The organism is Pseudomonas sp. BO3-4, assembly GCF_034044115.1.
GTDB lineage: Bacteria > Pseudomonadota > Gammaproteobacteria > Pseudomonadales > Pseudomonadaceae > Aquipseudomonas > Aquipseudomonas alloputida.
The window spans coordinates 6,035,800-6,058,110 of the sequence record NZ_CP139018.1; the positions used below are offsets into that span (position 1 = coordinate 6,035,800).

General features: G+C 62.4%; 17 protein-coding genes. 5 read left to right on the plus strand and 12 right to left on the minus strand.

The genetic code is table 11. From position 1 onward, the window contains the following. Window positions 1-16: 16 nt before the first annotated feature. The 4 genes from REH59_RS27555 to REH59_RS27570 form a co-directional block, all read right to left on the minus strand. A complete protein-coding gene (locus REH59_RS27555; protein WP_003253732.1) occupies window positions 17-1,111 on the minus strand; it encodes a polyamine ABC transporter substrate-binding protein in 1,095 nt (364 codons plus the stop codon). Between the two features lie 156 nt (window positions 1,112-1,267). Then, window positions 1,268-2,365, minus strand: a complete 1,098-nt coding sequence (locus REH59_RS27560) for a polyamine ABC transporter substrate-binding protein (RefSeq protein WP_010955708.1) — start codon at window positions 2,363-2,365, stop codon at window positions 1,268-1,270. 168 nt (window positions 2,366-2,533) lie between these two features. Beyond that, window positions 2,534-3,895 carry an aspartate aminotransferase family protein gene (locus REH59_RS27565; protein WP_014861359.1) on the minus strand — a complete coding sequence of 454 codons (1,362 nt, stop codon included), beginning with the start codon at window positions 3,893-3,895 and terminating at the stop codon, window positions 2,534-2,536. 48 nt (window positions 3,896-3,943) lie between these two features. Beyond that, window positions 3,944-5,302: a glutamine synthetase family protein gene (locus REH59_RS27570; protein ID WP_003253727.1), complete on the minus strand. Its 1,359-nt coding sequence runs from the start codon at window positions 5,300-5,302 to the stop codon at window positions 3,944-3,946. 574 nt (window positions 5,303-5,876) lie between these two features. Between REH59_RS27570 and REH59_RS27575 the strand changes: the two genes are divergently transcribed. After that, the gene (locus REH59_RS27575) at window positions 5,877-7,253 is read left to right on the plus strand and encodes a glutamine synthetase family protein (protein ID WP_003253725.1); all 1,377 of its coding nucleotides are present in this window, start codon (window positions 5,877-5,879) and stop codon (window positions 7,251-7,253) included. Window positions 7,254-7,405: 152 nt separating this feature from the next. Here REH59_RS27575 and argA read toward each other — a convergent pair whose 3' ends face one another. Then, complete coding sequence (gene argA, locus REH59_RS27580) at window positions 7,406-8,704, minus strand: amino-acid N-acetyltransferase (protein ID WP_003253723.1); 1,299 nt, start codon at window positions 8,702-8,704, stop codon at window positions 7,406-7,408. Window positions 8,705-8,828: 124 nt separating this feature from the next. Then, window positions 8,829-9,971 (minus strand): acetylornithine deacetylase, encoded by a 1,143-nt coding sequence (argE, locus tag REH59_RS27585; RefSeq protein ID WP_014861358.1) that lies wholly within the window; start codon window positions 9,969-9,971, stop codon window positions 8,829-8,831. A 117-nt stretch (window positions 9,972-10,088) separates the two neighbouring features. Between argE and REH59_RS27590 the strand changes: the two genes are divergently transcribed. Then, window positions 10,089-11,456 (plus strand): inorganic triphosphatase, encoded by a 1,368-nt coding sequence (locus REH59_RS27590; RefSeq protein ID WP_014861357.1) that lies wholly within the window; start codon window positions 10,089-10,091, stop codon window positions 11,454-11,456. 131 nt (window positions 11,457-11,587) lie between these two features. Here REH59_RS27590 and REH59_RS27595 read toward each other — a convergent pair whose 3' ends face one another. Continuing rightward, entirely contained in the window at window positions 11,588-12,058 is a 471-nt protein-coding gene (locus REH59_RS27595) for an Lrp/AsnC family transcriptional regulator (RefSeq protein WP_003253717.1), read from the minus strand. A gap of 126 nt (window positions 12,059-12,184) precedes the next feature. Here REH59_RS27595 and REH59_RS27600 point away from each other — a divergent pair, with 126 nt between their 5' ends. The 3 genes from REH59_RS27600 to REH59_RS27610 all read left to right on the plus strand — a co-directional run bounded on the left by REH59_RS27600 (window position 12,185) and on the right by REH59_RS27610 (window position 14,751). Then, window positions 12,185-12,490, plus strand: a complete 306-nt coding sequence (locus REH59_RS27600) for a hypothetical protein (RefSeq protein ID WP_003253715.1) — start codon at window positions 12,185-12,187, stop codon at window positions 12,488-12,490. A gap of 184 nt (window positions 12,491-12,674) precedes the next feature. Continuing rightward, window positions 12,675-14,348 carry a GspE/PulE family protein gene (locus REH59_RS27605; RefSeq protein WP_014861356.1) on the plus strand — a complete coding sequence of 558 codons (1,674 nt, stop codon included), beginning with the start codon at window positions 12,675-12,677 and terminating at the stop codon, window positions 14,346-14,348. An 88-nt stretch (window positions 14,349-14,436) separates the two neighbouring features. Further along, the gene (locus REH59_RS27610; RefSeq protein WP_003253711.1) at window positions 14,437-14,751 is read left to right on the plus strand and encodes a DUF2388 domain-containing protein; all 315 of its coding nucleotides are present in this window, start codon (window positions 14,437-14,439) and stop codon (window positions 14,749-14,751) included. Between the two features lie 65 nt (window positions 14,752-14,816). Here REH59_RS27610 and gcvP read toward each other — a convergent pair whose 3' ends face one another. The 5 genes from gcvP to REH59_RS27635 form a co-directional block, all read right to left on the minus strand. Next, window positions 14,817-17,690, minus strand: coding sequence for an aminomethyl-transferring glycine dehydrogenase (gene gcvP, locus REH59_RS27615; protein WP_014861355.1), 2,874 nt, complete (start codon window positions 17,688-17,690; stop codon window positions 14,817-14,819). A 196-nt stretch (window positions 17,691-17,886) separates the two neighbouring features. Beyond that, entirely contained in the window at window positions 17,887-18,270 is a 384-nt protein-coding gene (gene gcvH, locus REH59_RS27620; protein WP_014754789.1) for a glycine cleavage system protein GcvH, read from the minus strand. 51 nt (window positions 18,271-18,321) lie between these two features. Further along, window positions 18,322-19,404 (minus strand): glycine cleavage system aminomethyltransferase GcvT, encoded by a 1,083-nt coding sequence (gene gcvT, locus REH59_RS27625; RefSeq protein ID WP_003253703.1) that lies wholly within the window; start codon window positions 19,402-19,404, stop codon window positions 18,322-18,324. 127 nt (window positions 19,405-19,531) lie between these two features. Then, window positions 19,532-21,154 carry an ABC transporter permease gene (locus REH59_RS27630; RefSeq protein ID WP_019752724.1) on the minus strand — a complete coding sequence of 541 codons (1,623 nt, stop codon included), beginning with the start codon at window positions 21,152-21,154 and terminating at the stop codon, window positions 19,532-19,534. A 152-nt stretch (window positions 21,155-21,306) separates the two neighbouring features. Continuing rightward, window positions 21,307-22,308: an extracellular solute-binding protein gene (locus tag REH59_RS27635; protein WP_003253699.1), complete on the minus strand. Its 1,002-nt coding sequence runs from the start codon at window positions 22,306-22,308 to the stop codon at window positions 21,307-21,309. Window positions 22,309-22,311 lie beyond the last annotated feature (3 nt).

Here is a 22,311-nt window from a genome sequence, read left to right on the forward strand (position 1 = left end):
TCGCGGGTCTGGATTTTTACTTGCCCGACTTGACCTTGGTCCAGCTGCGGGTCATCAGCCGTTGCACCTTGGGTGGCAACTCTGAGTTCACGAACATCTTGTCCAGCACTTCCTGCGGTGGGTAAACCGCGGCGTCAGTCCTTACGGCCTGGTCCATCAGGGCGCCAGCCTTGGGGTTCGGGTTGGCGTAACCGACGTAATCACTGACCTGGGCGATAACCTCAGGTTTCAGCAAATAGTTGATGAAGGCATGCGCCTCTTTGACGTTCTTGGCGTCCTTGGGGATCGCCAGCACGTCGAACCAGAGGTTGCCGCCTTCCTTGGGAATGGCGTAGGCCAGGTTCACGCCCTTCTTCGCTTCTTCAGCACGGGCCTTGGCCTGGAACACATCACCCGAAAAACCTGCCGCGACGCAGATGTCGCCGTTGGCCAGGTCGGTGATGTACTTGGACGAGTGGAAGTAGGTCACATACGGGCGCACCGCCAGCAGCTTCTGCTCGGCCTTGGCGTAATCCTTGGGGTCGGTGCTGTTGGGGTTGAGGCCCATGTAGTTGAGCACCGCGGGCAGCATTTCGTCTGCCGAGTCGAGGAAGGCCACACCGCACTTGGAGAGCTTCTTCATGTTTTCGGGCTCGAACAGCACGGCCCAGGAATCGATGGTATCCACGCCCAGCGCAGCCTTGACCTTGTCGACGTTGTAACCGATGCCGTTGGTACCCCACAGGTAAGGCACCGCGTACTGGTTGCCCGGGTCGTTCTTTTCCAGGCGCTTCATCAACGCCGGGTCGAGATTGGAATAGTTGGGCAGCAGGTTCTTGTCGAGCTTCTGGAAGGCGCCCGCCTTGATCTGCTTGCCCAGGAAATGGTTGGACGGCACCACCACGTCATAGCCGGTATTACCGGCCAGCAGCTTGCCTTCCAGGGTTTCGTTGGAGTCGAACACGTCTTGCACAGGCTTGATGCCCGTAGCTTTCTCGAAGTCCGCGAGTGTAGTCGGGCCGATGTAGTCGGACCAGTTATAGAAGTGCACCGTCGGCGCCGCTTGGACGCTGCATGCCAGCGTCAGGCCCGCGCTGGCCATCAAGGCCTTGCGGAATACAGAAATAGACAAGTGGGGGTCCTCACAATCAGTGCCTGGGTAGCGACAATGCTGCCGCACACGCAAAACCGGCGCGCAACTTAACTTCGCAGCTTCGATGCCGCAATCATCAATTACCTTTCAATGGCTCTGGGCCGGCAAACCCGGCCCAGAGGTGTCGCATCAGGCTTACTTGCCCGACTTGATCTTCGTCCAGCTGCGGGTGATCACTCGCTGCACGGAAGCGTCAGGCGCAGCGATCGCGTACAGCTGCTTCTTCACTTCGGCAGGCGGGTAGATGCTTGGGTCGCTGGTGATGTCTTTGTCCACGAACGGGGTGGCAGCAGCGTTACCGTTCGGGAAGCGCACGGCGTTGGTGATTTCAGCCATGATTTCCGGCTGCATCAGGAAGTTCATGAACTCGTAGGCCGCGTCTTTATGCTCGGCATCTTTCGGGATGGCGACCATGTCGTAGAAAGTACCGGCACCTTCCTTCGGAATGACGTAGTCCACTTTGACCTTGTCGCCCGCTTCATGGGCACGGGCCTTGGATTGCTCCAGGTCACCCGAGTAACCGACGGCTACACAGATGTTGCCGTTGGCCATGTCGCCGATGTACTTGGACGAGTGGAAATAGGTGATCGAAGGACGGATCTTGAGGAACAGGTCCTCGGCGGCCTTCAGGTCTTCTTTCTTGGTGCTGTCGGTCGGCTTGCCGAGGTAGTGCAGCGCAGCCGGGAGCATTTCGGTCGGGGCGTCGAGGAAGCTCACGCCGCAGCTCTTGAGCTTGGCGATGTTCTCAGGCTTGAACACCACATCCCACGAATCGATCTTGTCCACGCCCAGCGCAGCCTTGACCTTTTCCGGGTTGTAGCCAATGCCGATCGAGCCCCACATGTAAGGGAAGGCATGCTTGTTGTCCTTGTCGCTGGCATCGCCAACGGCCTTGAGCAGGTCGGGGTCGAGGTTCTTCCAGTTCGGCAGCTTGGACCGGTCCAGCTCCTCGTACACGCCCGCCTTGATCTGCTTGGCCAGGAAATTGTTCGAAGGCACGACGATGTCATAGCCCGACTTGCCTGCCAGCAGCTTGGCTTCCAGGGTTTCGTTGCTGTCGAAGACGTCGTACTTGACCTTGATCCCCGTCTGCTTCTCGAACTTGGCGATGGTGTCCGGAGCGATGTAGTCCGACCAGTTATAGACGTTCAACACTTTGTCTTCAGCCTGAACAGCGGAGGCCATGGCACCCATCAGGGCGGCGGCCAGCAACGTCTTGCCCATTTTATTCATGCGTAATGCTCCAGAATTTTTATTTAGCAACTGTCCAGCAGCCAGAACCCACGGTGCAGAGCGCGCGGCGACTGAAACAGTCGCTAGTCTGGCAAGTTACAAGGCCCTGTATCAAGGAAAGCAGGGCCATGTAACGACTTAATGTCACAACGCTAGCCTAGCAAACGCTTATCGAATCGCCTCAAGGGTCAGGTCCAGGCACTTGCGCGCCTTTTCCACCAGTTCGTCGATCTCCGCATGGCTGATTACCAGCGGCGGCGCGATGATCATGGTGTCACCCACCGCACGCATGATGAGCCCGTTCTCAAAGCAGAAGGTGCGGCAGATCATGCCCACGCCCTTGCCCTCGTAACGGCTGCGGGTGGCCTTGTCCTTGACCAGCTCGATCGCACCCAGCATGCCCAGGCCGCGCACTTCACCCACCAGTGGATGGTCCTGCAGCTCACGCAAACGCTTTTGCAAATACGGTGCCGCTTCCATGCGCGCCTTCTCGACAATTTTCTCGTCACGCAGGATGCGCAGGTTTTCCAGGCCCACCGCGGCCGCCACCGGGTGACCGGAGTAGGTGAAACCGTGGTTGAAGTCGCCGCCTTCGCTGATCACCTTGGCCACGGTGTCACGCACAATCACACCGCCCATGGGGATGTAACCGGAGGTCAGGCCTTTCGCGATGGTCATCAGGTCGGGCTTGAGGTCGTAGTAATCAGAGCCAAACCACTCGCCGGTACGGCCGAAGCCGCAGATCACCTCGTCGGCGACGAACAGAATGTCGTACCTGGCGAGGATCTCCTTCACCTTCGGCCAGTAGGTTTGCGGCGGGATGATCACGCCACCTGCGCCCTGGATCGGCTCGGCGATGAAGGCAGCGACGTTGTCTTCGCCGACTTCGAGGATCTTCTTCTCCAACTGCTCGGCGGCCCAGATACCGAATTCGTCAGGGGTCATGTCGCCACCCTCGCCGAACCAGTACGGCTGAGGGATGTGTACGATGCCCGGAATCGGCAGGCCACCCTGCTCGTGCATGCCGCTCATACCGCCCAGGCAAGCACCGGCGAAGGTGGAGCCGTGGTAACCGTTGATGCGGCCGATGATGGTCTGCTTGTGCGGTTTGCCCTTCAGCGCCCAGTAGTGGCGCACCATGCGCAGCACAGTGTCGTTGCCTTCGGAGCCGGAGCCGGTGAAGAACACATGGGTCATACCTTTCGGCGCCACGTCGGTGATCGCCTTGGCCAGCTCGAGCGCAGGCGGGTGAGCGGTCTGGAAGAACAGGTTGTAGTACGGCAGCTCGCGCATCTGTTTTTCCGCCGCCTGCACCAGCTCTTCACGGCCGTAGCCGACCGCCACACACCACAGACCGGCCATGCCGTCGAGAATCTTGTGCCCCTCGCTATCCCACAAATGCACACCCTGGGCCTTGGTGATGATGCGCGGCCCCTTCTCCTTCAGTTGCTTGTAGTCACTGAAAGGTGCGAGGTGATGCTCCCCGCTCAGGGTTTGCCATTCACGGGTTTGCGGGTTGTTGACGCTCATGTGCTTCTCCGTTATTGGACCGCCGCGCTCCTGCGGCACCAGGGTTGATCAGACAGCGAACAGCAGGAACTCACGCTCCCACGAACTGATGACACGTTTGAAGTTTTCGTGCTCGGCGCGCTTGGTCGCGACATACCCGGTAATGAATTTCTTGCCCAGGTACTGCACCAGCGCACGGCTGTTTTCCATGCGTTCCAAAGCGTCTTCGATGGTCAGGGGCAGGCGCAGGTTGCGGCGTTCGTAACCACGGCCCTGCACTGGCGCGCTGGCCTCGATGCCTTCGACCATGCCGATGTAGCCACACAGCAGGCTGGCGGCGATGGCCAGGTATGGGTTGGCGTCGGCGCCCGGCAGGCGGTTTTCGACGCGCCGGCTTTGCGGGCCGGCATCCGGTACACGCAGGCCGACGGTGCGGTTTTCTTCGCCCCACTCCACGTTTACCGGCGCCGAAGTGTCGGGCAGGAAGCGGCGGAACGAGTTGACGTTGGGCGCGAACAGCGGCAGCGCCTCGGGGATGAACTTCTGCAGGCCACCAATGTGGTTGAGGAACAGCTCGCTCATGCTGCCGTCTTCATTGCTGAAGATGTTCTTGCCGGTGGCCACGTCGACCACACTCTGGTGCAGGTGCATGGCACTGCCCGGCTCGCCGGTCATCGGTTTGGCCATGAAAGTGGCAGCCACGTTGTGCTTGAGCGCCGCCTCGCGCATGGTGCGCTTGAACACCAGGATCTGGTCGGCCAGGTGCAGAGCGTCGCCGTGACGGAAGTTGATTTCCATCTGCGCCGTGCCGTCTTCGTGGATCAGCGTGTCGAGGTCCAGCTGCTGCAGCTCGCACCAGTCGTAGACGTCTTCGAACAGCGGGTCGAATTCGTTGGCAGCTTCGATCGAGAACGACTGACGGCCGGTTTCCGGGCGACCGGAACGGCCTACCGGGGGCTGCAGCGGGAAGTCCGGGTCTTCGCTGCGCTTGGTCAGGTAGAACTCCATCTCCGGTGCGACGATCGGCTGCCAGCCCTTGTCAGCGTATAGCTTGAGCACTTTCTTCAGCACGTTGCGCGGCGACAGTTCGACCGGGTTGCCCTTCTTGTCGTAGGTGTCGTGGATGACCTGTGCGGTTGGCTCGATGGCCCACGGCACGAGGAACACAGCGTTCTCGTCAGGGCGGCAGATCATGTCGATGTCTGCAGGGTCGAGCAGTTCGTAATAGATGTCGTCGTCGACGTAGTCGCCGGTCACGGTCTGCAGCAGCACGCTTTCGGGCAGCCGCATGCCTTTTTCAGCGATGAATTTGTTGGTTGGCGAAATCTTGCCGCGCGTGATGCCGGTCAGGTCGCTGATCATGCATTCGACTTCGGTGATCTTGTGCTCTTTCAACCAATCGGTGAGCTGGTCGAGGTTGTTACTCATAAATACCTCAGGAGGTAAGGTGGTCCGCGACTTGATTCTGGATGGAGTCGATTGCTAAAGCAAAAACCCACGCGCAGAGCCACAGTGGATACACTGAAATCAGCTGTGTCCGTAATGAGTTCAAAAGGCAGGAAGACGAAGCGAAGGGCGGCAAGCCGCTACGAGGACGGGTCCGGGAACGCCAAACGTCAATTATTGCGGCCAGGGCGACCACGCCATTGACGAAGCTTGCAAAAACGACGGAAGTACCCGATTGCACTGCGCACGCAGTACTTTCAGGTCGCGGCAAGCGGACCATGTGACCCTCGTATTATTGTGTTCTGGGTTGTGACCGAGCTTAGCCTTGTTCATTTTTTTACACAACACTTCCGTAAAAAATAAAACACGGCACGTTTGAGATCACCCTTTCAGGCAGAAATAGCGGATAATGGCCTGCCCCGATATGCAGCAAATCTGCCGTAGATGTGCCATTTCAGGGCGTCATGGGGTTGGCTTGACATCAGTATGGCTTTTCGGTTGACTGGTCCTGCAAGCCCCCCTTGATTGATATTTTTAACAACAAAGGTGTTGCATCATGTCGGTACCCCCGCGTGCCGTTCAGCTTAACGAAGCGAACGCGTTCCTTAAGGAACATCCTGAGGTTCTCTACGTTGACCTTCTGATTGCAGATATGAATGGTGTGGTGCGTGGCAAGCGCATAGAGCGCACCAGCCTCCACAAGGTTTACGAGAAAGGCATCAATCTGCCGGCCTCCCTCTTTGCCCTGGACATCAACGGTTCCACCGTCGAAAGCACCGGGCTGGGCCTGGACATCGGCGATGCTGACCGCATCTGCTATCCAATCCCCGACACGCTCTGTAATGAGCCGTGGCAAAAACGCCCTACCGCCCAGCTGCTGATGACCATGCACGAGCTGGAAGGCGAGCCGTTCTTCGCCGACCCGCGTGAAGTGCTGCGCCAGGTGGTGAGCAAGTTCACCGATATGGGCCTGACCATCTGCGCCGCATTCGAGCTGGAGTTCTACCTGATCGACCAGGAGAACGTGAATGGCCGCCCGCAGCCGCCGCGCTCGCCAATCTCGGGCAAGCGCCCGCAGTCGACCCAGGTGTACCTGATCGACGACCTCGACGAGTATGCCGACTGCCTGCAGGACATCCTCGAAGGCGCGAAGGAGCAAGGCATCCCGGCCGACGCCATCGTCAAGGAAAGCGCCCCGGCGCAGTTCGAAGTCAACCTGCACCACGTGCCCGACCCGCTCAAGGCCTGCGATTACGCGGTACTGCTCAAGCGGTTGATCAAGAACATCGCCTACGACCATGAAATGGACACCACTTTCATGGCCAAGCCCTACCCGGGCCAGGCTGGTAACGGCCTGCATGTACACATTTCCGTGCTGGACAAAGATGGCAACAACATCTTCACCAGCGAGGATCCCGAGCAGAACGCCGCGCTACGTCACGCTGTCGGCGGTGTGCTCGAGACCCTGCCCGCGTCCATGGCGTTCCTCTGCCCGAACGTCAACTCGTACCGCCGCTTCGGCGCGCAGTTCTACGTACCGAACGCGCCAAGCTGGGGCCTGGACAACCGCACCGTGGCCCTGCGCGTACCGACCGGCTCGCCGGACGCCGTGCGCATCGAGCACCGCGTGGCCGGTGCCGACGCCAACCCGTACCTGATGATGGCTGCGGTGCTGGCGGGCGTGCACCACGGCCTGACCAACAAGATCGAACCGGGCGAGCCGATCGAAGGCAACTCGTACGAGCAGCTGGAGCAGAGCCTGCCGAACAACCTGCGCGATGCCCTGCGCGAGCTGGACGACAGCGAAATCCTGAACAAGTACATCGATCCGAAGTACATCGACATCTTTGTCGCGTGCAAGGAAAGCGAGCTGGAAGAGTTCGAGCACTCGATCTCCGACCTCGAGTACAACTGGTACCTGCATACCGTGTAAACGAAAACGCCGCCCCTCAAGGGCGGCGTTTTTGTTTGAGACCGGTGTCGCCCTCTTCGCGGGCTCGCCCGCTCCCACAGGGTAATTTCGAGGGCTGAAGCCTGTGGCTTACCTGTGGGAGCGGGCGTGCCCGCGAAGAGGGCGGCCCAGGCTTACAGGGGCTTCTCGAAAATCTTCGAATTGCGCTGGTAGTTGTACAGCGAAGCCCGCGCCGCCGGCAGCCGCTCCACGCCACTGGGCGCAAAGCCGCGCTCGCGAAACCAGTGCGCAGTGCGCGTAGTCAGCACGAACAAAGTACTCAAACCCATCTGCCGTGCCCGGCTCTCGATGCGTTCCAGCAGCTCATCGCCACGTCCGCCATGGCGGTACTCTGGGTTCACCGCCAGGCAAGCCAGCTCCCCGGCCTCGGAATCGGCAATCGGGTACAGCGCCGCACAGGCGATGATCATGCCCTCGCGCTCGACCACGCTGAACTGCTCGATCTCTCGCTCCAGCACTTCGCGCGAACGGCGCACCAGGATGCCCTGCTCTTCCAGCGGGCTGATCAACTCCAGCAGGCCACCGACGTCCTCGATGGTCGCCTCGCGCACCACTTCGAACTGCTCCTGCGACACCAGCGTACCGCCACCGCCCCGGGTGAACAGCTCGGTGAGCAGCGCGCCGTCCTCGGCATAGCTGACGATATGGCTGCGCGCCACACCGCCTTTGCAAGCCTCGGCCGCAGCATCCAGCAGTTCGCCCTGGTAGTCGCTGCCTAGACGCTGCAGATGCGGAGCAACCTGCTGCGGGCGCAGTTCACGCACCAGCCTACCGTCAGCGTCCAACAGGCCCGGCTCGGCGCCGAACAGCAACAATTTGTCGGCACCCAGTTCGATGGCCGCGCGGGTAGCCACGTCTTCGCAGGCCAGGTTGAAGATTTCACCGGTAGGCGAGTAGCCCAAGGGCGACAACAGCACGATAGAGCGCTCGTCGAGCAGGCGGCTGATGCCCTTGCGGTCGACGCGGCGCACTTCGCCAGTGTGGTGGTAGTCCACGCCTTCGAGCACGCCGATCGGCCGCGCAGTGACCAGGTTGCCGGAGGCCACGCGCAGGCGCGAGCCCTGCATGGGCGAAGCGGCGATGTCCATCGACAGCCGCGCTTCAATGGCCAGGCGCAGGGCGCCGACGGCATCGATCACGCAGTCCAGGGTGGCCGCATCAGTAATACGCATGCCCCGGTGATAGTGCGGCGTCAGGCCGCGATCGGCCAGCCGGCTTTCGATCTGCGGGCGCGAGCCATGCACCAGCACCAGGCGCACGCCCAGGCTGTGCAGCAGCACCAGGTCGTGGACGATGTTGCCGAAATTAGGGTGTTCCACCCCATCGCCAGGGAGCATGACCACAAAGGTGCAGTCGCGATGGGCATTGATATAAGGGGATGCATGACGCAGCCAGTTGACGTAATCGGGCATGACAGGGCCTGTGGATAAGTGGACGGAGAACGGCGATGCAGGGGGCGTTCAGGATCATCGTCGGAACAGGCTTGCGGTCACGCGCGGTCTCCTCTAGGCAGGAACGAATCAGTTCGATTGACGTTTAGTGCAGGCAATAGTGCCGGATCAGGTCACGCAATAGACGCACGGTAGGCTCGATTCGTGACATTTCAAGGTATTCGCCGGGCTGGTGGGCGCAGGCAATGTCGCCAGGGCCCAGCACGATGGTCTGGCAGCCCAGTTGCTGAAGATAAGGTGCTTCGGTGCCGAACGCCACCGCTTCAGCGCGATGGCCGGTCAGGCGCTCCGCGACCTGTACCAGTTCGACATCGGCAGCCTGCTCGAACGGCGGCACCTCCGGGAACAGCGGTGCATAGTCGATGCGCACCTCATGGCGCTCGGCCACGGGTACCAGCTTTTCGCGAATGGCCGCGCGCAGCTGGTCCACGTCCATGCCCGGCAGCGGCCGCAGGTCGAACTCCAGGGCGCACTGGCCGCAGATGCGGTTGGGATTGTCACCGCCGTGGATGCAGCCGAAGTTCATGGTCGGGGTCGGCACGGTGAATTGGGGGTTGCTATAGGTGTTTTGCCAGTGCTGGCGCAGGCCCATCAGCTCGCCCATGACCGCATGCATGGCTTCCATGGCGCTGCGGCCCAGGCTTGGATCCGACGAATGGCCACTGCGCCCGAGGATGTCGATGCGGTCCATGAGGATGCCCTTGTGCATGCGGATCGGCCGCAGCCCGGTAGGCTCACCGATGACCGCTGCACGCCCCAGTGGCTGGCCGGCCTCGGCCAGGGCACGGGCGCCGGACATGGAGCTTTCTTCATCGCAGGTGGCAAGGATCAGCAGCGGCTCCTTGAAGTCGTGCTCCAGCAGCGGGATGACCGCTTCGATGACCAGGGCGAAGAAGCCCTTCATGTCGCAGCTGCCCAGGCCGACCCAACGGCCATCGGTCTCGGTCAGCTTCAGCGGGTCGCTGGCCCACAGCTGTTCGTCATAGGGCACGGTATCGCTGTGCCCGGCCAGCACCAGCCCTCCCGGGCCGGTGCCACGGCTGGCCAGCAGGTTGAACTTGCCGGGGCTGACCTGCTGGATATCGCACTTGAAACCCAGGTCGCCGAGCCAACCGGCCAACAGGTCGATAACCTGGCGGTTGGACTGGTCCAGCGCAGGTTGGGTACAGCTGACCGAAGGCGCGGCGATCAAGGCGGCAAACTGGTCTTTCAGCGTCGGCAACGGCATGCGCGTACTCCTCGGAAACGTTGCCCATCATAGGACTATCCGCTGTCTGGAATAAACCGTTGAGGGCTGACTGCTGTAGACTCTCTGCCAACCACGCCCCCCTCTTTCGAGTCTGTGATGCACAAAGAAACCGAACTGAAGCTCCGCGCCAGCCGCGAGACCCTTGCCGCACTGCGCGAGCACCCTCTGCTGAAAAAGCGCAACAAGTCCGGCTGGCAGACCCGTGAACTGCTCAACCAGTACTTCGACACCCCCGAGCGTGAGCTGTCCGCCGCCCGTGTCGCCCTGCGCCTGCGCCGCGATGGCGACGCTGTCATCCAAACCCTCAAGTGCCGCGGTCAGAGCGTGGCTGGCCTGTCCGAGCGCAACGAGTACGAATGGAACCTGGACAAGGTCAAGCTCGACCTGAAGAAGCTGGACGCCACCTGCTGGCCAGAGCAACTGGCCAACCTGGACAAGAAAACCATCAAGCCGCTGTTCACCACCGACTTCAGCCGTGAATACGCTGAAATCGCCTGGGGCCGTGGCAAGAGCAAGGTGGTGATCGAGGCCGCGCTGGACCAAGGCTTCGTGATCGCCGGCAAGCGCAAGGAAGAGATCTGCGAGCTGGAGCTGGAGCTGCGTGAAGGTGAACCGCAAGCACTGCTGGAACTGGCTGCAGAACTGGCCGCCAGCCTGCCACTGATGCCGTGCGACATCAGCAAGGCTGAGCGCGGTTACCGCCTGCTGGAACCGGACAGCTACGAGCTGGACCTGCCGCACACCGCGCTGGAAGCCGAAATGGCCTTGGACGACGCCTATGCCGCCCTCGCCTGGCAACTGCTGGGCAGCAGCCAGCGCCTGGCCGAGCAGTACCGCCACAACGGTCACTGGCGCCTGCTCCAGGACTGGGTCGAGTGCCTGAGCGAGCTGCGCGCACTCACCGCCAGCCTGGGCCAGGCAGCACCGCGCGCCACCACCCGCGACCTGCGCGCCAGCCTTGATGCCTTGCTTGAAGACTGGCGCCCGCTGGTTCAGGCCGGCAACGATGACGAAGACATCCGTCGCGCCGCGCCCGAGCAGTTCGCCGAAGAACTGGAAGACGTACGCTGGGGCCAGTTCTCGCTGGAAACCTCACGCTGGCTGATGGCCCGGACCTGGACCACAGAGCGCAAGGGCCGCGGCGAACGCCAGGGCAAGGCGCAGTTGGCCAGCTGGCTGGGTCACCTGCTGGGCGAGGAAGGCCGCGCGCTGAAGCTGCCGCTGTACACCCAGCGCCCGGAAGACCTGGCTGAGCAGCTGCCACGTATCGAGCAACTTCTGGCTTGGCTGCACCACGCCCGCCAGGTGCTGGAAGCGCCGCAAATGGACCGCTTGTACGGCGACCTGAAAAAGCTGCACGAGCTGGCCGAGCAGCCTATCAGCGATGAAGTGCTGGAAGCGCGTATCGAACAGGCTCGGGCGGTGGACCAGAGCCGCGGCTGGAAGCACCTGCTCAAGGCGTGATACCGCGTCGCCTGCTTCGCGGGTAAACCCGCTCCTACGTACGATCCGCGCCAGGCGTGGGGCCAGTGTAGGAACGGGTCCACCCGCGAATGGCCTCACCGATGTAGGAGCGGGTTTACCCGCGAATGGCCTCAACGCGATAGCGGCAGGCTAGTGGTGGACTTGATCTCGGAAAGCGCCACAATCGAATTCACCTCCTGAATCCCCGGCACGTTCGACAGTTTTTCGAAGAAGAACCGCTCGTAGGCCTCGATGTCAGACGTGACGATGCGCAGCAGAAAGTCCACAGCCCCCATCAGTACATAACACTCCAGCACCTCAGGGAACCCGCGGATCGCCTCGGTGAACTCGGTGAAGTTGGAGCGCCCGTGGGCGTTCAGTTTCACTTCGGCGAAAATCTGCGTGTTCAGGCCGACCTTCTTGCGGTCCAGCAAGGTCACCTGCCCCCGAATCACCCCCTCTTCCTTCAAGCGCTGAATGCGCCGCCAGCACGGCGATTGCGACAGCCCGACGCGCTCGGCGATCTGTGCACTGGACAGCGAAGCGTCCTCCTGCAGCAGTTCGAGGATGCGACGGTCGTAGGCGTCCAGCTCGCTGTGCATTGTTTATTCTCCACATCAGATTTTTTTGAATAAAAGAATTCACCAATAAGGCGAAATCACCCAATAATAGCGAAAAAAAACCGCCACCAACGTGCAAGAATTTCTCCCTCATTTGCGGAGACCAGCATGAACGCACAGCCCCGTACCGACGCCTGGGCCGCCACCAACGCCCACAGCACCGTGCACTATCGCCTGCAGGCCGAGGCCGAGCCCGATAGCCTGTGCCGGGTGCTCAACCTGTTCGCCTTGCAGTTCCTGACCCCGCATAGCGTGCAGGTCAGCCAGCAGGATGACTGGCTGGATATCGAAATCGGCATTGGCGGGTTGAGCTGGCACCGGGCCGAGGTCATTGCACAGAAACTGCGTAACCTGGTGTGTGTGGGTGAGGTGAGCCTGACCAACTTGCAGCGAGTGGCGTTGGCAGTGGTCTGAACCCCCTCTCTCCCGGGCCTGTACCGCATAGCACTCAAGGCCCGTGCGATCCCTGTAGGAGCGGGTTCACCCGCGAAGCGTCCGGAACAGGCGCAGCAAAATCCCGAAACCTTTCACCTCCGATAGCCTCCCACCGCCCGGCTAGCCTTGATCAGCACTACCCAATCAGGCACGGACGCCACCCATGCATACCCCCGACAATCCGGCACTCGACCTCAAGCGAGTGCTCCAGGCCCTGCTCGCTGACCAGCACCTGCACGCCAGCGATACCCTGCAAGTACTCGAACACGCCGCTGCCCACCCCGCTAGCCACCCGCTGGAACACATCGCCGCCTGCAGCCTGGAAAACCGCCAGCACCCTGGTCAGCCTCTGGACCTGGAGTACCTTTGCCAATGGCTGGCCGACAAGGTCGGCCAACCCTACCTGCGCATCGACCCCATGCAACTCGACCTGCCCCAGGTCACCGGCCTGATCTCCCCAGCCTTCGCCCAGCGCCACGGCATCCTCATCGTCGCGGCCGATGCCTCCAGCGTCACCGTCGCCAGCGCCCAGCCTTTCCAGGATGACTGGCAGGCCGACCTGGCCCGTAGCCTCGGCCGGTCGATCCGTCGCGTACTGGCCAGCCCGCAGCAGATCCGTGAGTCAGCGCAGTCGTTCCACCGCCTGGCCCAGTCGGTAAAAGGCGCGCAATACCAGCAGTCGGCCAGCCTGGGGGAACTTGAGCAATTGCTGGAGCTGGGCAAACGCCAGGCCGAGGCCAGCGCAGACGACGCACACATTGTGCATATCGTCGACTGGCTGCTGCAGTACGCCATTGAGCAACGCGCCAGCGATATCCACTTGGAACCGCGCCGCGAACAGGGCCAGCTGCGCTACCGCATCGATGGCCTGCTGCACACCGTCTATGCCTTCCCCGCCGGGGTCACCCTGGCCCTCGTCAGCCGCCTGAAACACCTGGGGCGCATGGACGTTGCCGAGAAACGCCGGCCGCAGGACGGCCGGTTGCAAAGCCGCCTGCCCGGTGGTGGCGAAGTGGAGCTGCGGCTTTCGACCCTGCCCACCCCGTTTGGCGAGAAACTGGTGCTGCGCCTGTTCGACCCGCACCAGTTGCAAGAGGGCTTCGACCGCCTTGGCCTGCACGGCCAGCAACTGGCCCAATGGCAGCGCCTGCTACGTCAGCGCCAAGGCATCATCCTGGTCACCGGCCCCACCGGTTCCGGCAAAACCAGCACGCTGTACACCAGCCTCAAACTGCTGGCCACCCCACAGGTCAACCTGTGCACCATCGAAGACCCGATCGAGCGCCTGGAGCCTGCCTTCAACCAGCTGCAGGTGCAGCCCGCGCTGGACCTGGGGTTTGCCAACGCGGTCAGGGCCATGCTGCGCCAAGATCCCGATATCATCATGATCGGTGAAATTCGCGACCGCGAAACCGCACTGGTGGCAGTTCAGGCAGCGCTGACCGGGCACCTGGTACTGTCGACCCTGCATACCAACGACGCCTGTGCAGCAATTACCCGCTTGCAAGAGCTGGGTGTGGCCGACTACCTGATCAAGGCGACGCTTATCGGGGTGATGGCCCAGCGCCTGGTGCGAACCGTCTGCACCGACTGCCAGGCAGGTTCATCAGCCACCTGCCGAGCCTGCCGCGGCACCGGTTTTCAGGGGCGCACAGGATTATTCGAACTGCTCGAGCCCAGCGACACCTTGCGTGCATTGATCGGCCCTCATGCCGACCTGACCCGATTGCGGCAACAGGCACTGGCCGATGGCCTGGTTGACCTGCGCCATTGCGGCGAGGCCAAAGTGGCCGCTGGGCAGACCCGTGCCGAGGAAGTGCTGCGCGTCTGCAACTGACGAAAAGTCCTTTGTATTCAAGGAACTTGCCTCGCCCGAAAAGATCCAAGCGCGCATCTTCAACCATCACCCTTCGAGGTGTTTCAACATGCGTCTCAAAACCGCCATTGCCGCCGCTACCTTGCTTTCGCTGCCTCTTGGCTCGGCCATGGCCGATACCTTCTGGCGTAACGTGATGACTTCCGGTGCTACCACGGCATCGAGCTACCTGACCTCGCGGGATCACAAGCTGGTAGTGGCCGCGCAGGATGACGCCAGCAGCTTCGTCGCCAGCGAAGGCGCCATCCGCGGGCCGTTCCTGGAAGCGGCCATGCGCGAGGCACGGGCAGAGAACCCAGGGATGCAGGCTTCCGACATGGAGTTGGCCAATGCCATCCTGGCCAAAAATGCAGTAGCCGAGTAACTGCGTCGCCTGCTTCGCGGGTAAACCCGCTCCTACAGGCACCCGCGAAGCATCCAACACCTACCTCAGCGATAAGCCTCCACCGGCACACACGCACAGAACAGATTCCTGTCCCCATACACGTTGTCTACCCGGTTCACCGCCGGCCAGTATTTGTGCTGGCGCACGTGAGCACTGGGGGCCACCGCCTGCTCCAGGCTATACGGCCTGTCCCACCCCCCCAGCACATCAGCCAAGGTATGCGGTGCATGCTTCAGCGGGTTGTTCTCCGCTGGCCAGTTGCCCTGCTGTACTTCGTCAATTTCCGCCCGAATCGCCAGCATCGCCTCGACGAACCGGTCCAGCTCGGCCTTCGATTCACTCTCGGTCGGCTCCACCATCAGCGTGCCCGGCACCGGGAACGACATGGTCGGTGCGTGGAAGCCATAGTCCATCAGGCGCTTGGCCACGTCCTCTTCGCTGATGCCTGTCAGCGCTTTCAACGGCCGCAGGTCGAGGATGCATTCATGCGCCACGCGCTGGTTGCGGCCGCGGTAGAGCACCGGGAACGCCGCGCCCAACTGGCTGGCCAGGTAGTTGGCCGAAAGGATGGCCACCTCGCTGGCGTCGGCCAGCTGCGGGCCCATCATGGCGATATACATCCAGCTGATCGGCAAGATGCTTGCGCTGCCCCAGGGCGCGGCGCTGACCGCGCTGTTGTTCGGGTCCAGCCCAGGCACCGGCACCACCGGGTGGCTGGCGACGAACGGCTTGAGGTGCGCGCGGATACCGATCGGCCCCATACCCGGGCCGCCACCGCCGTGGGGAATGCAGAACGTCTTGTGCAGGTTCATGTGTGAAACATCGGCCCCAATGTCTGCGGGGCGCGCCAGGCCCACCTGGGCATTGAGGTTGGCACCGTCCATGTAAACCTGGCCGCCGTGCTGGTGCACCACATCGCAGATTTCGCGTATCCCTTCCTCGTACACACCGTGGGTCGAAGGGTAGGTAATCATCAGGCACGACAGACGCTCCCCGGCCGCGTGCGCCTTGGCTTTGAGGTCAGCCAGGTCGACGTTGCCATCGTTGTCGCAATCGACGATCACCACGTCCATGCCGGCCATCTGTGCCGACGCCGGGTTGGTGCCGTGGGCCGACGAAGGGATCAGGCACAACGTGCGCATCGGCTGATGGCGGCTGCGGTGATAGCGCGTAATGGCCATCAGGCCGGCGTATTCACCCTGAGCACCGGAGTTGGGCTGCATGCAGATCGCATCGAAGCCGGTGATCGCGCACAGCCAGCTTTCCAGTTCGTCGATCATCGCCTTGTAGCCTGCCGCCTGGGCCGCCGGAGCGAACGGGTGCAGCTGGGCAAAACCGGGCCAGGTGATGGGGATCATCTCACTGGTGGCGTTGAGCTTCATGGTGCACGAGCCCAGCGGAATCATCGACTGGTTCAGCGCCAGGTCCTTGTTCTCTAGCTGCTTGAGGTAGCGCAGCATCTCTGTTTCGCTGTGATGCAGGTTGAACACGGGGTGGGCGAGGAATGGCGTGCGTCGCACCAGGCTGGCGGGGATGCCTTCAGGCAGGGCCAGCTGGTCGAGGGCGGTGATTTCCAGGCCATGATCCACCCCCAGGAAGATGTCGAGCAGGCGCAGCACCGTCTGTTCGGTGCAGGTTTCGTCCAGGCTCACCCCCAGGTGCCCGCGACCGAGAATGCGCAAATTGATGTGCGCGGCCTCGGCGCTTTCAATGATGGCCGCCTGGGCACCACCAACATTCAGGGTAAGGGTGTCGAAGAAGTGCTGATTGAGGCGTTTGATGCCTTTGGCCTCAAGGCCGGCAGCCAGGATGAAGGTCAGCCGGTGCACACGCTGCGCAATGCGTTGCAGGCCTTCCGGGCCGTGGTACACCGCGTAGAAGCCGGCAATGTTGGCCAACAGCACCTGGGCCGTGCAGATGTTGGAGTTGGCCTTTTCGCGGCGAATATGCTGCTCGCGGGTTTGCAGGGCCATCCGTAATGCGGTGTTGCCACGGGCATCGCGGGACACGCCGATGATGCGCCCCGGCATGGCTCGCTTGTAGTCGTCGCGACAGGCGAAATAGGCCGCGTGAGGCCCGCCGTAGCCCATCGGCACACCAAAGCGCTGGGTCGAGCCCAGCACCACATCGGCGCCCAGCTCTCCGGGCGGTGCCAGCACCACCAGGCTCAGCAGGTCAGCGGCTACGCAGGCCAAGGCCTGTTGGCCGTGCAACTGGTCGATCAGCGGGCGCAAATCGCGCACTTCGCCGTGGGTGTCGGGGTACTGCAGCAAAGCGCCGAACACCGAGTGTTTGGCAAGGTTATCCACAGAATCGACGATCAGCTCGAAGCCGAACCCCTCGGCGCGGGTCTTGAGTACCGAAAGGGTCTGCGGGTGGCAGTGCTCGTCGGCGAAGAAGGCGTTGCTCTTGTTGCGTGCCACCCGCTTGGCCAGGGCCATGGCTTCGGCGGCAGCGGTGGCTTCATCAAGCAGCGAGGCATTGGCCAGAGGCAGGCCGGTGAGGTCGATGACCATTTGCTGGAAGTTCAGCAGCGCCTCCAGCCGGCCTTGGGCAATTTCGGGTTGGTAGGGCGTGTAGGCGGTGTACCAACCGGGGTTTTCCAGCACGTTGCGCAGGATGACCGTGGGGGTGATGGTACCGTGGTAGCCCATGCCGATGAGGCTGGTCCAGACCTGGTTCTGTTCGGCATAACCGGCCAGCTTGGCCAGGGCGGCTTGCTCGTCCAGTGCCGCAGGGAGGTCGAGGGGGCGATTGAGGCGGATGTCTGGGGGAACGGTCTGCTCGATCAGCTCGTTGCGGCTGGCGATACCCAGCGCGTTGAGCATGGCCTGCTGCTCTGTGGCATCGGGGCCCAGGTGGCGGCGCAGAAATGGGTTGAGCTCTTGCAGTTGATGCAGGGATGGCGACTGGGACATGACGACGCTCTCTTCCTAGACCAGGCCTCATGGAGACTTACAAGTCTAGGAAGGGATTGCCGATTGTGCGGGGAAACTTGTCTGCAGGCCCGGCCTCTTCGCGGCTGAAGCCGCTCCTACAGGGGCTGCACCGGTCTCGAATGCAGCGCTGTACCTGTGTAGGAGCGGCTTTAGCCGCGAAGCAAGCGACGCGGTCTTACTCGCCAATCAGCGCCTGGTAGCCAGCCGCATCCAGCAAGTTGTCCAGCTCGGCCGGGTTGCTTGGCTTCAATTTGAAGATCCACGAACCGTAAGGCTCTTCGTTGAGCAGTTCCGGGCTATCGGCCAGCTCTTCGTTGACCGCAATCACTTCGCCACCGACCGGGGCATAGATGTCCGAAGCGGCCTTGACCGACTCCACCACACCTGCAGCGTCGCCAGCGCCAAACACTTTGCCGACTTCAGCCAGTTCGACGAACACCACATCACCCAAGGCTTGCTGGGCGTGATCGCTGATACCCACGGTCACGCTGCCGTCGGCTTCCAGGCGAGCCCACTCATGGCTTTCGGCAAAACGCAGTTCGGCGGGGATATTGCTCATGTCTTGAATTCCTCGATTGGCTCAGCGGTACGCCCGCCGGTTATAAATTGTTCAGATCAGGATCTTGCCGTGGCGCACGAAGGTCGGTTTGACCACCCGCACCGGATACCACTTGCCGCGAATTTCCACCTCGGCCCGATCACCGGTAGCCATAGGCACGCGCGCCAACGCAATGGACTTGCTCAGCGTAGGCGAGAAACTACCACTGGTGATCTCCCCTTCGCCAATGCCGGCTACACGCACGACCTGATGGGCGCGCAGTACACCGCGCTCTTCCAGCACCAGACCCACCAGTTTTTCCTGCACGCCGTGCTCGATTTCCGCAAGCAGGCCGACACGGCCGATGAAGTCGCGCTCGGCCGGTTCCCAGGCGATGCTCCAGCCCAGGTTGGAGGTGAGCGGGGTGTGGTTTTCGTCGATGTCCTGGCCGTACAGGTTCATGCCGGCTTCCAGGCGCAGGGTATCGCGGGCGCCCAGGCCGCTTGGGGCGATACCGGCGCCGACCAGGTCGTTGAAGAAGGCCACCGCCTGATCGCCCGGGAAGATGATCTCCAAGCCGTCCTCACCGGTATAGCCGGTGCGGGCAATGAACCAGTCGCCGTCAGCAACGCCCTCGAACGGGCGCAGTTCGCGGATGAGTGCAGCGCGCGCGGGGCTGAGCAGGGCCGCGACCTTTTCGCGGGCCCGCGGCCCCTGGATGGCAAGGATGGCCAGATCAGGGCGGACCTGGAAGTCCACGGAAAACCCGGCACGCTGCGATTGCAGCCAATCGAGCACCTTGGCACGGGTGGCGGCGTTGTTGACCAGGCGATAGCCGGTTTCCGTGCGGTAGACGATCAGATCATCGATTACACCGCCCTGTTCGTTCAGCAGTGGGCTATACAGCGCCTTGCCGGTGTCGTCGAGGCGGGCCACATCGTTGGCCAGCAAGCGCTGCAGCCAAACGGTGGCATCAGTGCCGTCGACATCGATCACGGTCATATGGGAGACATCGAAGACGCCGCAATCGCTGCGCACCTGGTGGTGCTCCTCGACCTGCGAGCCATAGTGCAGGGGCATGTCCCAGCCACCGAAATCGACCGTCTTGGCGCCTAGCGCCAGGTGCAGGTCATACAAAAGCGTGCGCTGTCCCATGGGTTTCTCCTTCCGGGCGTGGCGAAGCGGCGGCGGTCGATGACGTTGGGTCGTCAGCTTTTCTTGTTACTCACACCCGCCGCGCGAATGCCGCGCATTGTAGCCGCAAGGTCGCAAACTGACATCCTCAGTGACTGTGACCGGGTCGACGTGCCGAACGGCGAATCAGGCCGATGACCGGCAGCAGCCCCACCAATACCAAGGTCAGTGCCGGCAGCGAGGCGCGCGCCCACTCGCCTTCGCTGGTCATCTCGAACACCCGCACGGCGAGGGTGTCCCAGCCGAACGGCCGCATCAGCAAGGTGGCGGGCATTTCTTTGAGCACATCGACGAACACCAGCAGCGCGGCGCTAAGTGCCCCCGGCACCAGCAGCGGCAGATACACCTTGAAAAACAATCTTGCGCCGCCAACACCCAGGCTGCGCGAGGCTTCAGGGAGTGACGGGCGGATGCGCTCCAGGCTGCTCTCCAGCGGCCCGTAGGCCACCGCGATGAAGCGCACCAGGTAGGCCAGCAGCAACGCCGAGAGGCTGCCTAGCAGCAGCGGCTTGCCGGCGCCGCCCATCCAGCTGGACAGCGGGATGACCAGGTGGTTGTCGAGGTAACTGAAGGCCAGCATGATCGATACCGCCAACACCGAACCGGGCAGGGCATACCCCAGATTGGCCAGGCCAACCCCGGCGCGGATTCCGCCCGTCGGTGCCTGGCGCCGGGCGAAGGCCAGCAGCAGCGCCACGCATACCGTGACCAGCGCCGCCATGCTGCCCAGGTACAGGGTGTGCAGCACCAGGCCGACGTAACGCTCATCCAGGTCATGCCGACCGCGTTGCCAGAACCACACCAGCAACTGCAGCAGCGGGATGACGAAAGCGCAGGCAAACACCAGCAGGCACCAGCCACTGGCCAGCAGCGCCTTGAGGCCGCGCAGGTGATACAGCGCCTGCGCGCGCGGCCGTTCGTTGCCGCTTCGGCTGGCACCGCGGGCGCGGCGCTCGCCGTACAGCACCAGCATCACCGCCAGCAGCAGCAGGCTGGCCAACTGGGCCGCACTGGACAAGCTGAAAAAGCCGTACCAGGTCTTGTAGATGGCCGTGGTGAAGGTGTCGAAGTTGAATACGGCCACTGCACCGAAGTCGGCCAGGGTTTCCATCAGCGCCAGGGCGATACCGGCACCGATCGCCGGCCGAGCCATGGGTAAGGCCACCCGCCAGAAAGCCTGCAGGGGCGATAACCCAAGTACCCGCGCCGCCTCCATCAGGCCCTTGCCCTGAGCCAGAAAAGCCGTGCGCGCCAACAAGTAGACATAGGGATAGAAGACCAGCACCAGGACGGTGATTACCCCACCAGTGGAACGCACACGAGGCAGGCGCATTGGCCCGAACACCTCGCGCAGGGCGCTTTGCACCGGGCCGGCAAAGTCCAGCAGGCCGACGAAGACGAATGCCAGCACGTAGGCCGGGATGGCGAACGGTAGCATCAGCGCCCAGTCCAGCCAGCGTCGACCGGGGAAGTCGCAGAGGCTGGTGAGCCAGGCCAGGCTGACGCCCAGCACGGTGACACCCACACCCACACCCACCACCAGGGTCAGGGTATTGCCGAGCAGGCGCCCCATCTGGGTGTCGAGCAGGTGGGACCAGATCTGCAGGTCGATGGATTGCCAGGACAACAGCAGCACGCTCAGGGGCAGCAGCACCAAGGCGGCGATCAGGGAGACCGGGAGGTACCAGCGGCGTTGGGGGGTGTGGGGCAAGGCTGAAATCTCGAGTGCGATTGCGACCGCTGCGCGGTCGTTCGCGGGTAAACCCGCTCCTACGGGGACCGCGCAAGGCAGTGCAGATCCCGTAGGAGCGGGTTTACCCGCGAAAGGGCCCTAACGGGCCCAAAGAGGATAAGGCCTGGCGCTTAGTTGTAGCCAGCCCGATCCATCAGGCGAATGGCTTCAGCCTGGCGCTTGCCGGCAATTTCCACCGGAATGCTGTCGGCCTTGAAGCTGCCCCACGCCGCCACTTCCTCCGATGGCTTCACCTTCGGGTTGGCCGGGAACTCCTGGTTGATATCAGCAAACAGCTTTTGCGCTTCTTCGCCGGTCATCCATTCCACCAGTTTCTTCGCGGCCTCCGGGTGTGGCGCATGCTTGGTCAGGCCAATGCCCGACAGGTTCACGTGCACACCACGGTCACCCTGGTTGGGCCAGAAGATCTTCACCGGCAGGTTCGGGTTCTGCTTGTGCAGACGGCCGTAGTAGTAGGTGTTGACCACGCCCACATCACACTGCCCGGCCTCGATGGCCTGGATCACCGCGTTGTCGTCGGAGAACACATCGGTGGACAGGTTGTTGACCCACCCTTTGACGATTTGCTCGGTCTTGGCCTCACCGTGGGTTTCGATCAGGGTGGCGGTCAGCGACTGGTTGTACACCTTCTTGGCCGTACGCAGGCACAGACGGCCTTCCCACTGTTTGTCAGCCAGGGCTTCGTAGGTGCTCAACTCCTCGGGTTTGACCCGCTCGGTGGAGTAGATGATGGTGCGGGCACGCAGGCTCAGGCCGGTCCAGTCATGGGACGAGGCGCGGTACTGCGACGGGATGTTCTGGTCGATGACGTCGGACTTGATCGGCTGCAGGATGCCCATCTGCTCGGCCTGCCACAGGTTGCCTGCATCGACGGTCAGCAGCAGGTCGGCCACGCCGTTGTCGCCCTCGGCCTTGATGCGCTGCATCAGCGGGGCTTCCTTATCGGTGATGAACTTGATCTTGACCCCGGTCTTGGCGGTATAGGCATCGAACACCGGCTTGATCAGCTCGTCGATGCGCGAGGAGTACACCACCACTTCGTCCGCTGCCTGGGCAGTGCCGCCGAACAGGGTCAGGGCCAAGGCGGCCAGTAGGGGCTTGCGTGGCAACATTTT